This window comes from Pandoraea pulmonicola, from assembly GCF_000815105.2.
In the GTDB taxonomy this organism is placed as follows: Bacteria; Pseudomonadota; Gammaproteobacteria; order Burkholderiales; family Burkholderiaceae; genus Pandoraea; species Pandoraea pulmonicola.
On sequence record NZ_CP010310.2, the window covers coordinates 5826879 to 5842688 of the forward strand.

Here is a 15810-nt window from a genome sequence, read left to right on the forward strand (position 1 = left end):
CACGCATCACCCGCGCGCCGGTGTGCGCCAGCCACTGCCAGCAAACCGCAACGAGGAATTGCCATGATGAACGCTCAAAACGCCATTTCCGCCACCCCGGCCACCCGCCCGACGGCGCCCCCGCTCGCCGACGTGAACCGTCTGCGCAGCGAATTCCAACGCGTGAAGACCGAACAGAATCTGCGCGACCGCGACGCCGCCGCGGCCCTTGGCGTCTCCGAGGGCGAGACGGTCGCCGCGTTCGTCGGCGAACACGTGGTGCGCCTGCGCCCGGACTTCATCGAGATCGTCGAAGCGCTGCCCGCGCTGGGCCGCGTCATGGCGCTCACGCGCAACAACGCCGCCGTGCATGAGAAAGACGGCCAGTACGAGAAGCTCTCGCACTCAGGCACTGTCGGCCTCGGACTCGGCAAGGACCTCGACCTGCGCATCTTCTATCACCACTGGGCCAGCGGTTACGCCGTCGAAACGCCGACGGAAACCGGCCCGCGCCGCTCGCTGCAGTTCTTCGACAAGTCCGGCACCGCCGTGCACAAGGTGTTCCTGCGCGAGCACAGCGACGCGGCGGCATACGACACGCTCGTCGCACGCTTTCGCGCCGACGACCAGACACCGGGCGAGCACGTGGTCGCCGTCGACGCGCCCAAACCCGAAACGCCCGACGCCGACATCGACGTCGCGGCCTTCCAGCGCGACTGGCTGGCGATGACCGACACGCACCAGTTCTTCGAAGTGCTCAAGCGTCACGGTCTCTCGCGCGCGCAGGCACTGCGTCTCGCGCCTACAGACTACGTGCAACGCGTGCCCGCCGCGTCGGTGAAGACATTGCTCGAAGACGCCGCCGGCACCGGTCTCCCGATCATGGTGTTCGTGGGCAACGCCGGCATGATCCAGATCCACACCGGCCCCGTGAAACAGATTCGCGTGATGGGCCCGTGGGTCAACGTGCTCGATCCGGGCTTCAACCTGCATCTGCGCGAAGACCTCGTCGGCAGCGCCTGGATCGTGCGCAAGCCTACTTCCGACGGCATCGTCTCGTCGCTCGAACTGCTCGACGCCGCAGGCATGGTGATCGCCATGTTCTTCGGCGAACGCAAACCCGGACAGGCCGAACGTGAAGACTGGCGACAGACGCTCAAGCGTGTTGAGGAGGCTTCCGCGTGAACCAGCCAATCGATGAGCGCGGCGTGACGCGTCGCGCGCTGCTCGCCGGTGGCGCCACGCTCGCCGCCGGCGCATGGATGGGAGCGCTGCTGCCGGCGTCGCTCGCGCATGCGGCGAGTGCAGCGAGTGCGGCCAGTGCGGCCGCGCAGAGCAAGAACGCGCCCCGGCGAGTCGTGGTCGCAGGCGGCGCGCTCACGGAGATCGTCTACGCGCTCGGCGCGCAGGATCGCGTGATCGCCAACGACTTGACCAGCCTGTATCCGGAAGCCGCAACCCAACTGCCGAAGGTCGGCTATCTGCGTTCGTTGTCGGCGGAAGGCGTGCTCTCGCTGCATCCCGATCTGCTGCTCGCCGGTGCGGAAGCCGGACCGCCCAACGTGCTCTCCCAGATCGCAGCCGCCGGCGTGTCGGTCAAGCGCTTCAAGCACGGCTACACCGCCGAGCTGGTCAACGACAACATTCGCGAAGTCGCCGCCGCACTGCGCATGCCCGGCGACGGCGCGCGCGTGTCGAACCGCTTCATGACCGACTGGCTGCGCGCGCGCGAAGACATCGAACAGCGCTGGGGAATTCAGAAGCGGCCGCGTGTGCTGTTCATCCTCGGCCATACAGGCAATCAGGTCATGGTCGCGGGCCAGGACACGGCGGCAGATGCCATGCTCGCCTATGCCGGCGCCGAGAACGCGCTGCGGGGATTCAACGGTTATCGCCCACTCACGGCGGAGGCGGCCGTCGCGGCACAGCCCGACGTGCTGCTCACGACCACGGCGGGCCCCGCTTCCGACGATCGCGTCGATCCGGCGGCAACGCTGCTCGCGCAGCCGGGACTGGCCAACACGCCTGCGGGGCGCGCGCGCCGCGTGGTGAGCTTCGACGCGCTGTATCTGCTCGGTTTCGGTCCACGTCTGCCGCAAGCGATCGCCGATCTCGCGCGACGCGTGCACACCGTCTGACGGGGCATTGCGCCCAACCAGCCAATCGCCAGTGAACGCCCCATGTCAGCCGCACCTCCGCTTCCGAAATCCATGAAGTCCGTGGCCTCTTCCGCCCGGGATCGCCACGGCGCCACGCGCCGGCGTCCGGCGCGGTGGTCCGTGATGACGGTGCTCGCCGTCCTGCTTGCCCTCGCCATCCTCGCCGCGCTGTGCGGCGGCGCTTATCGCATCGCCCCTGGCGAAGCGATGACAGCCCTGTTCCGCGGCGCGACGGGCGACTTCGTGCAGGACCAGGCGCGCAACGTCATGCTGCAGATTCGCCTGCCGCGCATCGTGCTCGGCATCCTGGTGGGCGCGGGATTCGGCGCCGCAGGCGCCGCGCTGCAGGCGCTCTTTCGCAACCCGCTCGCCGACCCCGGCCTCATCGGGGTGGCCAGCGGCGCCGCGCTCGGCGCGGCGGGCGTCATCGTGCTGGGCGGCGCGATGCTCCCGGCGGCGCTCGCCGCATCGCTCGGTCTATGGCTGTTGCCGCTGGCGGCCTTCGTCGGTGCGCTGGGCGTGACGGCGCTCGTCTACCGCCTCGCCGCCGGACGCGGCCGCCTCGCCCTGCCCCTGCTGCTGCTCGCGGGCATCGCCATCAACGCGGTGTCCGGTGCGGCGATCGGCCTGCTCACGTATCTGGCCAACGACACCCAGCTGCGCACGCTCACGTTCTGGACGCTCGGCAGTCTTGGCGGCGCGCAGTGGTCGATGCTCGCCGTGATCGTATGGCCCGTCGCCCTGGGCATCGTCGCGCTCGCCACGCAATGCCGCTCGCTCAACGCGCTGCTGCTCGGCGAGGCGGAGGCGCTGCATCTGGGCGTGGCGGTGCAATCGGTCAAGCGGCGTGTGATGGTGGCGTGCGCGCTGTGCGTGGGGGCGCTCGTGGCGTCGAGCGGCATGATCGGCTTCATCGGGCTGATCGCGCCGCATGTCGTGCGTCTGGTCGTCGGCCCCGACCCGCGCGCCGTGCTGCCGGCGGCGGCGCTCTTCGGCGCGATCCTGACCCTGCTCGCGGATCTCGTGGCGCGCACCTGGGTCTCGCCGGCCGAGCTGCCGCTGGGTATTCTCACCGCGCTGCTCGGCGCGCCGTTCTTCCTCATGCTGCTGTGGCGACGCCGCGCACAGTTCGGCCTGTGACGGCCAGCACCAGGACTTCGCCATGCTCAGTGCACACGACCTCACCATCGCCCACACCGATTCGCCCGTCCTCGACGGCCTGTCGCTCGACGTCCGCCCCGGCGAACTCCTTGTGCTGCTCGGCCGCAACGGTGCGGGCAAGAGCACGTTGCTCAAGGCGCTGGCCGGCGAGCCACTGCCACCCCGCACACGCTTGAGCGGCGCCATCACGCTCAACGGCGCCGCGCTCGCGCAATACAGCGCAGCGGCGCTCGCGCGGCTGCGGGCGGTACTGCCGCAAACGGCGCAGCTCTCGTTTCCGTTCAGCGCCCTGGAAATCGTGACGATGGGACGTCTGCCGTTCCCCAGGCCACCCCGCGCACGACGCGTCCCGAGCGATACCGACATTGCGACGATGGCGCTCGAGCGCGTCGGCGCCTTGCCGCTGCTCCATCGCGACGTGATGACGCTTTCCGGCGGCGAATGGGCCCGCGTGCAGTTCGCGCGGGTGCTTGCGCAGCTATGGCCCGAAGCGGCGGCGTCGCCATCGGTGCCGCGTTACCTGCTGCTCGACGAACCGACGGCCGCGCTCGATCTCGCGCATCAACATCATGTGCTCTCGCTCACGCGCGAACTGGCGAAGACGTGGGGATTCGGTGCGATGGCCATCGTGCACGACGTCAATCTCGCGGCACGCCACGCCGACCGCATGGCCCTGCTCGCCGACGGCCGCATTCTCGCCGCGGGAACGCCGCGCGAAGTCATGCGCTCCGAGCTTATCGAAGCGACGTTGGGGTTGCCGGTGCATGTGATTTCGCCGGACACGGTGCCCGGCTTCGGCTTCAGTGTGCTGACGAGCTCGTCGGCCGGCGTGCCGTTCGCGCTGCCGGCATGAGGCCACGGAGCGCGCCCGAAGCGCCTGCGAGGCGTCCATGTACTTCGATGTGCTACGTTTGAGAGCTGCCCCGCGGTTCAGCCGACGGGGATGCCATCCTTCTCGAGGTTCACGCGGGCGCAAAGCACCGCCGCGAGATCCCACAGCGCATAGCCGACGCTCTTGAAGAGCACCGGCCCGCTCGAGCGAAAACGATCGGGGGTGATGATCGCGTCCATGAGCGGCGCGGCGCGGCCCCAGTCGATGGCCGCATGCAACAGGTCGCCCGCCTCGTGCTTGACCTCCCACGTGTCGACAACGAGCGTACCGCGCACTGCCGCATCGCGGCACAGTTGCGGCGGCAACTCGCGCATGTCGGGACGGAAGGCGCCCACGCCGGCGACGAAGATGTCGTCGCGCCAGCGGATCGTGTCACTGTCGGGCAGCACCGGCTCGCTGCTGGTCGTGGCGGTGATCACGATGCTCACGGTGGCGAGCACCGGCTCAATGGCGTCGACCACCGTCGCTTCCACGCCGAGCGATGCGGCATGGTCGGCCAACGCATGCGCGCGCTCCGGACTGCGCGAATAGATCATGAAGTGACGCGTGCCCATGCCCGCGGCGAATGCTTCAAGATGCGCGCGCGCCTGAACGCCAGCGCCGACGATGAGCACCGGCCCCTTCGGACGAGGCGCGAACTTGCGCGCGGCAAACAGCGTCACGGCGGCCGTGCGGCGACCGGTGACGGTCGGGCCGTCGAGCAGCATCAACCGCTCGCCGGTGTGCGGGTCATACACCATCACTTCGCCGATGATGGACGGTTTGCCGACCCGGCAATTCTCGGGGTGAACCGTGATGTGCTTGGTCATCGCGACGTCGCGATTCACGGCGGGCATGACCAGCAGCACGCCGGCACGACGACCGCGTTCGGATTCGGTGAGGGGAAAATGCAGACGCTCGGGCGCCCGGGCCGTGCCCGAACGCATTTCCATGAGCATGGCCTCGATACCGTCGGCCAACTGCGGGTAAGGCAGCACCTGCGCGGTCTGCCGCGCATTGAGCGTGATCATCGATATGTCTCCGCTTCGGAGCGTGCGCCACCGACAGCGAGCTCACACCCGCGGCCAACCTCTCGCGTCACGCTTTGCCAAGTCTTGTTTTTAGTGTAGCTCGCATCGCGTCCACGCGTCTGCAACAACCAAAATTATTCGTGGCATTTCTGCGTCGTCGCTGCGCACATGCGCTCAGCGACTCGCATTGCGCATGCGTTTGCCGTCATTGACGGTCGCACCGCGTACCTCGAAATGCACGCTGTCGCGAACGACTCCGGCGGCATCGACGAGTTCGAGCGTGTGACGGCCCGGCCATGGCAACCAGCTCACCCGCGCGCGGCCGGCGAGCGGTTTGCCGTCGAGACGCCACGCCGCGCCCTTGGGCCACGCGGCGGCCACCTGGAACCACAACCGTTGATTCGCCGGCGGAATGTCGGGGTCGAGCGCGACGATGGTGCCGTCGGCCGGTCCGGCGATACGCCACAGCGGCCCGCTCGGGGCCTTCGTCGCGAGGGCGGACAGCGCGATGGTGCGCTGCGAGGTACCCGCCAGGAACCACTCTTCGCGCGCGGGTTCGACGTGCTCCGCGTATTGCACCGCGACATGTTCCAGCCCCGGCGGCGGCGAAGGCGGTGGGCTCGCCGTGCGACGATGCAGGTAATCCATGATGCGATGCCAGATCGGCGCCGCGCCGGACACACCGGAGACGTCCCACATCGGCGCGCCGTCGGCGTTGCCGACCCAGACGCCGACCGTGTAGCGCCGCGAGTAGCCGACGGCCCAGTTGTCGCGCATGTCCTTGCTCGTGCCCGTTTTCACCGCCGTCCAGTAGCGCGTGGACAACGGACTGTCGAGGCCGAACGTGCGCGTGCGCGCCTGCCGGTCGGCGATCATGTCCGAGACGATGAAACTGACTTGCGGCGAAAACACCGGCGTCTGCGCAGGCCTGCGTGAATCGCGCTTCGTATCCCCGACGTTGTGCGCCTTCGCGGCGTCGGCGTTGCCTGCAGGACGCGCCCCGGACGCACTGCGGTCCATGCGCTCGTTCACCGCGCCGGCGGTCCCGCCATTGGCCAGCGCGCGGTACGCGTTGGTCAGCGACAGCAGCGTCACGTCGGCGCTGCCGAGCGCCAGACTGAAGCCGTAGTAATCGCCGCTTTGCGTGAGCGGCAGGCCCAGCGAAACGAGAGTCTGCGCGAAGCGTCGCGGCGTGACCATCACGAGCGTGCGCACCGCAGGCACGTTCAGCGACGAGCCCAGTGCCGTCCGTGCACTGACCCATCCCTTGAAGTGCCGGTCGTAGTTCTGCGGAATGTACAAACCGCCGCCCGTGGGCAGATCGAGGGGCGAATCGTCGAGCAACGAGGCTGCGGTCAGACGCTGCTCGGCGATGGCCTGGGCGTAGAGGAACGGCTTGAGCGTCGAGCCGGCCTGACGCAGCGACGTCACGCCATCGACCTCTGCGGCCGAGGATAGCGCGCCCGACGATCCGACCCACGCGAGAATGTCGCCGCTGGCGTTGTCGATGACCACGATGGCCCCGTCCTGCACGTTGCGCGAACGGCCCGGCATACCGAGCTCGCGCAGTGTCTGCTGCAACGTGGTGACGGCAACCCGCTGCAGCCGCGCGTCAAGCGTGCTGGTGATGCGCGTACCGGCCGGCGGCCGCGTCTCGCCGAACACGCGCCGTGCAAAATGAGGCGCCAGATTGACGGCATCGCGCGTGTTCATCACGCTGGCCGGACGCGAGAACACCAGTTGTGTGTAGCCCTCCAAACCGTTGCAGTCGGACGCCTGCCCCAAGTCACGAAGGATCGTGCACGCGCGCTGCGCCACCCGGGGCGCCGGGGCGTTCGGCGCCCGCAACAGGGCCACGGCGAGCGCCGACTCGCGGGCGTCGAGCCCGATGGGCAGCTTGCCGAAGAGCGTTTGCGACACGGCCGAGATGCCGACCAACTCGCCGCGAAACGGTACGAGGTTCAGATACGCCTCGAGAATCTGGTCCTTGCGCCAGCGTTGCTCGAGCCACACGGCCGTCGCGGCCTGACCGATCTTCTGCGTCATCGAGCGATTGCGGGTGCTCGGACGCAGATCGTCGTCGAGCAGTCCGGCAAGCTGCATCGTGAGGGTCGACGCACCTCTCGTGCGCGAATGCCAGAGATTGCCCCACGCGGCGGCGGCCACACCGCGCCAGTCGACGCCGCTGTGCTCATAGAAGCGCTTGTCTTCCGAAACGATCAGCGCCTGCCGGAAGGCGGGTGAGACGTCGGCGAGCGTGACCCAGTCGCCGCGTTGCGCCTGCATGTCGGCGCGCAACCGTTGCAACGGCTCGCCACGGCGATCCAGCAGGATCCAGTCGGACGCCCGCCAGTCCTGCCGCACGTCGTCGAACGACGGCACGGCATGTACCGCCGCGCTGGCCGGCACCAGGCTCAGCACCAGGGCAAAGCGCAACACGATCCTGCGTGCGACCTGACAGCGCAACCCCTCACGCACCGTCGGCATGCCCCATGTCCTCTTGTGCCACATCGGGCAAGCGTGGCGTACGCGCCGCCATGATGCCGGCGCTCAGCAGCAGTTGCGCGAGCGCGTAGAAAATCCAGATGGCGTATTCCTGCGCAGGGATCGCGCCGACGAATCGCGTGGTCCCGATCAGGGCGTCGGACACGGTGAAGAGCAGCGCCCCCACGGCTGCCCATTCGCCGGGCAGATCGGCCAGCAGCGCCGCCGTGGCCATCATCGCCAATACGATGACGTAACATGCCACCGGCGCCTTGAGCCCTCCCATGCCGGGCCAATACATCGCATAGGAGAGCGCCGCCGCAATCCAGACGACGACAATGGCCACCCGATGCCAGCGAGGCACCCGCGCCCACGGCCGGCGCAGGCGCCAGAACAGTGCGAAGTAGGCCAGGTGAGCGAGCAGGAATGCCGCCAGGCCGAGCACGAACCCCGACATGAGTGTCGGAATGGCGAGCAGCACATCGCCCGCTCCCGACAGGATCAATGTCGCGCACAACCACGGCCGCTCCCCCGGCGCGCGGTGATACAGCGCCGCAAAGAGCAGCAACGCGCACAGCAATGCCTTCGCCACGGCCTGATCGGCGTACGGCGCGCCGCGCAGCGAGAACGCATAGGCGGCACCCGCGGCGGCCGCCAGCCACCAGAAGCGGCGCGCCTCGCGTGGCAGCGCCGCTGCCGGAGCGAAGAAATTCAGCGTCATGTCGGTATCGCTCCAGCACTCATGGTTTGGCGGGCACGACCTGCACCGGCGCGTTCGGCGTCTCGCCGTACATGGCGGGCTCGTACATCGCTTCGACGCGCGTCGGCGGTGTCGCGAACTTGCCCACATTGTTCAGACGCACCGTGTACTCGATCCGATGCTGCCCCTTCGGCAGATAGTCGAAGTAGGCGCGGTAAGCGTCCTGCGCCCGTTCCTCGAAGGCGGGCATGGCGCCCTCGCTCTTTTCGCCCTGCGTGGCAATCGCCGAATCGCGTCCCAATCCGCCGCCAAGCACCGTCGCCCCGCCCGGCAGCGGATCGCTCACCACGACCCAGCGCATATCGGCCTGGGCGTCGATGTCGAGCCGCACGCGCAACACGGCGCCGCGCACGAAGCTCTCGCCGCTGCGCTCTGCCGCATCCTGCACCTGGACGCTGCGCGTGACGCGATAGCCCGCCGAGAATGGCGCCTTGAGCGGCACCGCCGCGAGACTCTGGATGGTCGCCCACGGCTTGCCGGCGCCGGTCTGATCGAGACGCAACACGTCGCGCGCGCTGTCCGATCCCGAGGCGGCGTGGCTGAGCCACGGCAGCGAGACGGTCGGCGGCACGGCGCCCGGCTTGAGCTTGTCCCAGTCCACCGTCTGCACGCCACCGCTGGTCTGATTGTCGCGCTGCCATTGGATCGCGGTCTGGCCCGTCGGCGTATCGTGCTCGAAGCGCGCCGAGAAGCGATCCACCGCCAGCCCGCCCCAGACGTTCGCCGTCGTCGTCGACCAGGCTCCACGCGACTGCAGACCCAGCAGCCCGATCACCAGTCGCGGCATGTCGTCCTTCCACGCGGGATTGGCGTTCATCAGCAACGCCAGACGCGCCGCGTTGGTCTCGGGACCGACCATCAACCACCACAGGCCGTCGCTCGACTGCGTCGAGAAACCCACGCGCGTACCCTGGTACGACAGGCGCGCGCGCAGGATCTGCTCGGCCTGCGCCAGACGCTCGGCGCGCTGCGGTGCATCGGGCAGGCGTTGCAGGATGGCGTACCAGTCGATCACGGCCGACGTCGGCCAGTCGTTCGGCGTGAGGGTTAGCGAACTCAACATGCGTGCATTCGCCCTGCCGTACCTCGACAAGGCCTCGATGGCGCTGAGCTTGCGCAAGGTCAGGTCGTCGCGCGGCGCCCAGAAGCGGCGCGTCAGACGCCCTTCCACGAACGCCGCCAGACCATCCTGCATGCGAGCCAACGCGTCGTCCGGCAACGCATACGCCGGGTCGAGCGCCTTGGCCTCGCTGCTCACGGACAGCAGGTAGGCGGTGAGCGTATCGCTACCCTGGTTGGCAAAGCCTTCCTGCGGCGGGAAGTAGCTCGCCAGACCATCGTCGTCGAGATACGACGGCAACGTGCCCATCACTCGCTTCCATTGCGCGGCGTCGCGCAGGCCAAGCGCCTTCGACGCCTGCTGTTCCAGACACGCATACGGATAGAGCTCGAACCAGCGCTTCACGCCGGGCAGCCCCTGCGACAGACGCGGTTGCATGCTCACGCGAACACCCCCGCGCAACTTGCCGGTACTGTCGCTCACCGCCCCCGCGGGCGGCGCCATGGGCAGCGTCAGGCTGCCCTCGACCTGCATGAGCACCGACTGCTGCACGGTGGCCGGCAACGACGGCTGTATGTCCTGGCCCACCTTGATCGCATCGCTCGCCGCAGGCCCGCCACCGGCGGCCGGCGCCTGCGCGCTGACCTCCCAGAGCAGACGCTGCGCGCGCGTGTCCGCGAGCCCCGTTGGCGCGGTCACTTCCCAGGCCACCTCGCGGGATTCGCCGGCGGGCACATCGACGCGCTGTGGCGCGAGCGTCAGTTGGGTCGCCCGCGCCGTCAATTGCACCTGCATGGCGTGTTGCGTCGTGTTGCGGACGGTGAACTGCGCGCGATAGTTGTCGCCCTCACGCACCAGCGGCGGCAAGCCCGAGATCAGTTGCAGATCCTGCGTGGTGCGGATCGTCGCACTGCCCGTGCCGAACCAGCCGAGCGCCTGCGCCCCCGGTTTGCCGTCGTCGGCCACGGCCACGATGCGGAAGCTCGACAGCGAGTCGTTGAGCGGCACATCGACACTCGCTTCGCCCTTGTCGTCGAGCACGACGCGCGGCTGCCACAGCAGCAACGTATCGAACAGCTCGCGCGTGGGGCTCTTTCCGCCGCCACCGCCGGCAGGCACCGCTTTGCGCCCATAGTGGCGACGACCGATGATCTCCATCTGCGCCGTGGCCGTCGTCACGCTGTAACTGCGCCGCTGCCACATGGCATCCAGGAGATTCCAGCTGGTGTTCGGCGCGAGTTCCAGCAGCGCCTCGTCGACGGCCGCCACCGCGACCTCCGAACCTGCTGCAACCGGTTTGCCGTCGGGCTGCGTGACCTTGATGCGCACCTTCGCATGACCGCGCACCGGATACGTGGGCGCGTCGGGCTTCACCTCCACGCCGAGACGCTGGCCGGCGGTGCCGACACGCAACTCGGTAAGTCCGAAGCGATACGCCGGCTTGCCCAGATCGACCAGCCCCGTGGGCGCCTGATACTCCCGGCCCTCGTACCAGAACGCTCGGAACCACTCCAGCGGCTGTTTCCAGCCCCACTGGAAGAACGAGTACCACGGCACCTCGTGAATGCGTCCGCGCACGGCGAGCACCGAGACATAGACGTTCGGCCCCCACGACGGATCCACCTTGAGCGAGATGTTCGGATCCTTGCCCGAAATCTCCATCGTGCGCGTCTCCATCACGCCTTCCCGCTCGATGGCGACGAGCGCCGTGGCCGAACGGAACGGCATGCGCACCTGCAGCTTGGCGGTCTCGCCCGGCTCGTAGGCGCGGCGCTCCGGCAGCACGTCCATACGGTCGGTGTTGTCGCCACCGAACCAGACTTCGCCGCGACCGGTCACCCAGACGCTGGTCGTCGACGTGCTCAGGTTGCCCTTGTCATCCTTGGCTTGCGCCACGAGCGTGATCTCCCCCGGCTGCGAGAGCGACACGTCGCACGACAACAATCCATGATCGTCGGTCTTGCCGCTGCATACGGTGCCAAGATCCTTCACTTCCGTACGGTTGTCGTAGGCGTAGAACCCACCGACCATGCGCTTGCGACTGCTGGTCGTGATCCGCGCCTCGGCGCGCACGTCCATGGCGACACCGGCTTTCGGCTTGCCGCGCAGATCGAGCGCGAGCGCCTTCACAGGCAGCTTGTTGGTCACCGATACCCAACTCTCGCTGCGCACGCCGGTGATCAGGTTGGCCGGCCACAACGTGGCATTGCCGCGCAGCGTCTGGATCTCCCCGTTGGGGTCCGCAAAGCTCGCTTCGAGCACCAGGTCGCTCGGCCGGTCGACCTTCGGCAAGTCCTTGAGCGTCAGATTGCCGGCGCCGTTGCGATCGAGCACGAGCCGCTGCTTGTCGGCTACCAGCTTCTGGTCGCTCGACCCCGAGTTCTCGTCGTTGCCCTGATCGCCGTCGTCCGGCGCGCCGGACTGGGTTGACGGCGGACGGTACGGCGTAAAGCTGAAGTCGTCGTAACCGTCGAACGTCAGATCGCGCACGCGCAGCAGCGCGGAGACACGAACCGGCAAATTGCCGGCCGGCCCGCCCGCGACGTAGTTCACCTGCACGCTCACCGGTGCTTCCGTCTTGTTGATGAGCGGCGACTTTGCGGCGTCGCGCACGCCGATCGAGCCGGCGAGCACCGGCAGCCGGAACGCTTCCACGCGGAAATGCCCGGCGTCGAGCGACGTGGGATAGCTTTTCGGCCGTGTGTCGCCATCGGTGTAGTCGAGTGTGACCGAATACTCGCCGAGCTTCGCCCCCTGCGGAATCTGGAAGCTGTTCTCGGCAAGCCGTCCGTTGCGCCACTTGACCGGTTGCGTGTACGTCTGCCCCGATCCCTGATGCGTGATCGTCAGTTGCGACGGCAAGGCCGCGGGCAACGCCAGCCCCTGCATGGTTTCCTGGCGGATGAAGTGCTTCATCGACACGGTCTCGCCAACGCGGAACAGCATGCGATCGAACACGGTCTGGGCACGAACGGTCGGGCTGCTGCCGCCATCGGTCGGCACATGGAAACGCCAGGGCTCGATGCCGCGATCCGAGTCCGACGACACAAACGCCATGTCCGGATCGTTTCCTTGCGTGCGGGCAACCACGAAGTAACCCGAGCGCATCGTCTTCTCGCAATAGCGGTAACGATCGAGCGACTTGTCGATCTTCGCCACACCGGTCTTGTCGGTCACGGCGGAGGCCACTTCGGTGCCGTCGCAGTCGAGCACGCGCACGTGCGCGTTGGCCACGGGCTGCCCCTTGTCGAGCGTGGTCACCCACGCCACGGCATTCTCGCGGCCCGTCTTGAAGTGCACACCGAGATTGGTGACGAGCACGGTGGTGCGCACGTACATCGGCAGCGACTTGCCGAGCAGCGCCGCCCCCAGCGAGGGCGACGCCAGCTCCACGACATAGAAGCCCGGCTTCTGGAACGGGATACCCACGACCTCGAACGGACGCGGGTCCTTGTCCTTCGGCACCGGCAGCGTCAATGCCTGTACGCCCGGCAGACCGGAAAGCAGCGACAGGCTGCGCGTGTCGTAGCGCGTGATCTTGTCTTCGACGATCGTCGCGGCATTCGGCCCGAACGTCTCCTTCGCGGCGGGCGCCGTGAGGATCGTCGGCATGGCTTCGGCGATCTGCTTGCGCGTCATCGTCGTTTCGTCGAACCGGCGCACGCGCGAGAGCCACTCCATGACCTGCACATCGTCGTCGACGCGCAACTGCATCGTGCGGCCGTTCGCGTTGGCGTTGGCGGCATCGAGCGCCCTGGCCGCCTCCCCCGCCACGCCCAGACCGTTGATCTGCAGCGCCGGCTCGACCTTGCGAAGCGTGACGGGCAGCATCGGCGGCATGCCCGGCTCAGCGAAGCGCTCGACGATCCCGAACGGCGCCGCGGCGAACTTGGCCAGCGGCGGCATGGTCGCCGTCTTCGTCTTCAGTGGGAATTCGCTCGCGTTGTCGAGCGCACGACCGCTGTCGTCGGCAAAGCCTTTCGGCAGCGTGATGGTGAGTTCGGCCTTTTCCGGGAATGGCGCATCGAACGTCACGTCACTGACACTGGACGTTCGGTCCGTATCGCTGAATTTGGGTGTCCGTTCCGCCCCAGCGCCTTGCAGCCGTATCCTGGCGGCCATGTCGCGCGCGACCGGCGAATTGAACGTCAGACGCAGCGGACGCAACGGCGTGCATGGTGCGTTGGCGTTCTCGCGCTCGCAACTGAAGCTGGCGGTAAACGGCTCGCGCACGTCGTATTCGAAGCGTCGCGCCTGGCGCGTCGGCACGCCCGACGGCGTCGTGATACCCGCACCCCACACCAGATGCATCTTGGCGCCTGCGGCGAGCGTGCGATTGCATTGCAGCATGACCACGCGCGCGGCCTGCTTGTCGAGATTGAAGCGTTTGAGCAGCGCGGCGCGCGTATCGCCTTCGATCCACTTCACGCCAAGACGCTCGCCCACGCCCTCGGTCTCGCACCAGGCGTTCTGCGTCACGCTGGCGGGCTGCGCCGCACCATTGAGCGTGAGAACGAAAATCTGATTTTCGTCGATCGGACCATACGACGGACGAATGTTGGTGACGGCCGGGCCGCCCGTGTTGAACGCGTAACGCGTCGTGCCCGAGAGCGCCGTACCGGAGACAGCGGACAGGCCGCTGCGCGCCTCCACCGTGCATTTCGCCCCCGGCGGCAATGGTTGTTTGAAGTCGTAGACCCAGATCTTCGGTTCGAGCCAGTGGCCGTCGCCGGTGAGCGAGGCATCCGTGCATCGCACGGCAGCCGGCGCCTGCGCGCGCGGATCGCCCGCCGGCACCATCGCCTCGTCGAACTTCACAACGACCTGATCGACGCTGGCGACTTCGCCCTGCGGACTCACGCTGACGACGCGTGCGGCATGTGCCGGCGACGTCATCCACATTCCTAGACAGAGTGCCGCCCACGCCAACGGCGCAGCCGGCCAGACGCGTTGCGTTCTGCGATGCATGCCGGACTCCTCCCCGAGTTCTGGTGAGGCGATTCTAACCCGCGGTCTTTGGCAATTCGAACCGTTTCTGGCCAATTCCGGCATCGTTCGATAGACAAGCGCCACAATTCGGATTGCTCGCCTCGTAACTTCGGAATACAGGACGCTGGGTCTAGGAAGTAGCCTATGTCACACTGACGTCTTTCCTATGTGCGTTGCGAGCACGCCATGTCCGTCGCCTTTCTCCATCCGAAGAAGAACGCGCTGGTCTATCTGGTCAAGATCCTCAGTGGTTCGCTGATCGTCTGGTTCGGTCTGCGCGCGGCGGGCTTTCCCGAGCCGTACTGGGCGATGATCTCGCTCATTGTCGTCACGGAGCCCGATCCAACGCAGGCGCGCAGCAACTTCAAGGCGCGTTCGATCAACACGATTGCCGGCGCGGTCGTGGCTTGTGTCGTCTTGCTGGTAATCGGGCCGGGACTGCTGGCGATGCTCCTGGGCATCACCATCGCCACCCTCGCCGCCATGCTGGTGCAGAACTACCCGGCCAACTGGCGCCTCGGACCGGCGACCGTCGTGATTCTGATGTCCGCGGCGCTGAGCGGACAGGGGCTGCACGAAGAACTGAGCCTCGCCATGTTGCGCGTGATCGAAGTGCTGGTCGGCTCCACGGTCGCCCTGATCCAGTCGCTGATCTATGGGCGGTACGTGAAACCCTGGTTCATGCCGTCCGATTGAGGCATGCGGCCATCGGCCGCGCCGCGCGTGTCAGCGCGACGTCTGCCGGTTGGCCAGATAGTGGAGGGGCAGCGCGTTGCTGCGCTTGAAGGCGCTCAGCACGATGTTCGAGCGAACGTTCTCGACGCCCGGCACCTGCATCAGCCGCTTCATGACGAACGCCGACAGGGCGTTCAGATCCGGGACCACGATGCGCAGCAGGTAATCCGCCTCGCCGACCACGGCATGACATTCGAGCACTTCGGGCAACAGATCGATCTCCGCCTGGAAGCGCTCGATGACCTGGTCGCCGTGATGCTGCAGTCGCAGCGTCGTGAATGCCGTCACGGCCAGGCCCAACGCCTCGGGCCGCAACACCACGCGATATCCCTCGATGACCCCCGCCGCTTCGAGCCGTTGCAAGCGCCGGCCGATCTGCGACGCCGAAAGCGCCACGTGCTCGGCCAACTGGTGATGCGTGGCCCGTCCTTCCTTCTGCAAGGCGTCCAGAAGGGCCAAATCGAAGCTATCCAAATCAAGCATGACGATTCTCCGCAATAAATCGCTTTTTTATGCGAACTTTATGCAAACCACTTTCACCACAGGCGCATTATGCGCCCATTTCGCATGCCATGCGCACT

Annotated in this window: 10 protein-coding genes; 5 read left to right on the forward strand and 5 right to left on the reverse strand. The window is 67.5% G+C overall.

What is annotated here, in order from left to right; translation table 11 throughout:
• Positions 1-63: 63 nt before the first annotated feature.
• The 4 genes from RO07_RS25235 (at position 64) to RO07_RS25250 (ending at position 4152) form a co-directional block, all read left to right on the forward strand.
• Entirely contained in the window at positions 64-1164 is a 1101-nt protein-coding gene (locus RO07_RS25235; protein ID WP_039406861.1) for a hemin-degrading factor, read from the forward strand.
• A 77-nt stretch (positions 1165-1241) separates the two neighbouring features.
• A complete protein-coding gene (locus RO07_RS25240) occupies positions 1242-2117 on the forward strand; it encodes a heme/hemin ABC transporter substrate-binding protein (protein WP_072637240.1) in 876 nt (291 codons plus the stop codon).
• A 42-nt stretch (positions 2118-2159) separates the two neighbouring features.
• Complete coding sequence (locus tag RO07_RS25245; RefSeq protein WP_039406866.1) at positions 2160-3278, forward strand: FecCD family ABC transporter permease; 1119 nt, start codon at positions 2160-2162, stop codon at positions 3276-3278.
• 79 nt (positions 3279-3357) lie between these two features.
• On the forward strand, positions 3358-4152 hold the full coding sequence (locus tag RO07_RS25250; RefSeq protein WP_418303735.1) for an ATP-binding cassette domain-containing protein: 795 nt from the start codon (positions 3358-3360) through the stop codon (positions 4150-4152).
• Positions 4153-4229: 77 nt separating this feature from the next.
• Here RO07_RS25250 and RO07_RS25255 read toward each other — a convergent pair whose 3' ends face one another.
• The 4 genes from RO07_RS25255 to RO07_RS25270 all read right to left on the reverse strand — a co-directional run bounded on the left by RO07_RS25255 (position 4230) and on the right by RO07_RS25270 (position 14473).
• Positions 4230-5201, reverse strand: coding sequence for a delta(1)-pyrroline-2-carboxylate reductase family protein (locus tag RO07_RS25255; RefSeq protein WP_039406873.1), 972 nt, complete (start codon positions 5199-5201; stop codon positions 4230-4232).
• A gap of 174 nt (positions 5202-5375) precedes the next feature.
• Positions 5376-7688 carry a penicillin-binding protein 1C gene (gene pbpC / locus RO07_RS25260; RefSeq protein ID WP_039406874.1) on the reverse strand — a complete coding sequence of 771 codons (2313 nt, stop codon included), beginning with the start codon at positions 7686-7688 and terminating at the stop codon, positions 5376-5378.
• A complete protein-coding gene (locus RO07_RS25265) occupies positions 7672-8406 on the reverse strand; it encodes a lysoplasmalogenase family protein (protein ID WP_072637153.1) in 735 nt (244 codons plus the stop codon). Before RO07_RS25265 ends, pbpC begins: the two co-directional genes overlap by 17 nt.
• A gap of 19 nt (positions 8407-8425) precedes the next feature.
• Positions 8426-14473, reverse strand: a complete 6048-nt coding sequence (locus tag RO07_RS25270; protein WP_039406877.1) for an alpha-2-macroglobulin family protein — start codon at positions 14471-14473, stop codon at positions 8426-8428.
• Between the two features lie 207 nt (positions 14474-14680).
• Here RO07_RS25270 and RO07_RS25275 point away from each other — a divergent pair, with 207 nt between their 5' ends.
• Complete coding sequence (locus tag RO07_RS25275; protein ID WP_039406880.1) at positions 14681-15190, forward strand: FUSC family protein; 510 nt, start codon at positions 14681-14683, stop codon at positions 15188-15190.
• A gap of 30 nt (positions 15191-15220) precedes the next feature.
• Here RO07_RS25275 and RO07_RS25280 read toward each other — a convergent pair whose 3' ends face one another.
• Complete coding sequence (locus RO07_RS25280) at positions 15221-15712, reverse strand: Lrp/AsnC family transcriptional regulator (RefSeq protein ID WP_039406882.1); 492 nt, start codon at positions 15710-15712, stop codon at positions 15221-15223.
• Positions 15713-15810 lie beyond the last annotated feature (98 nt).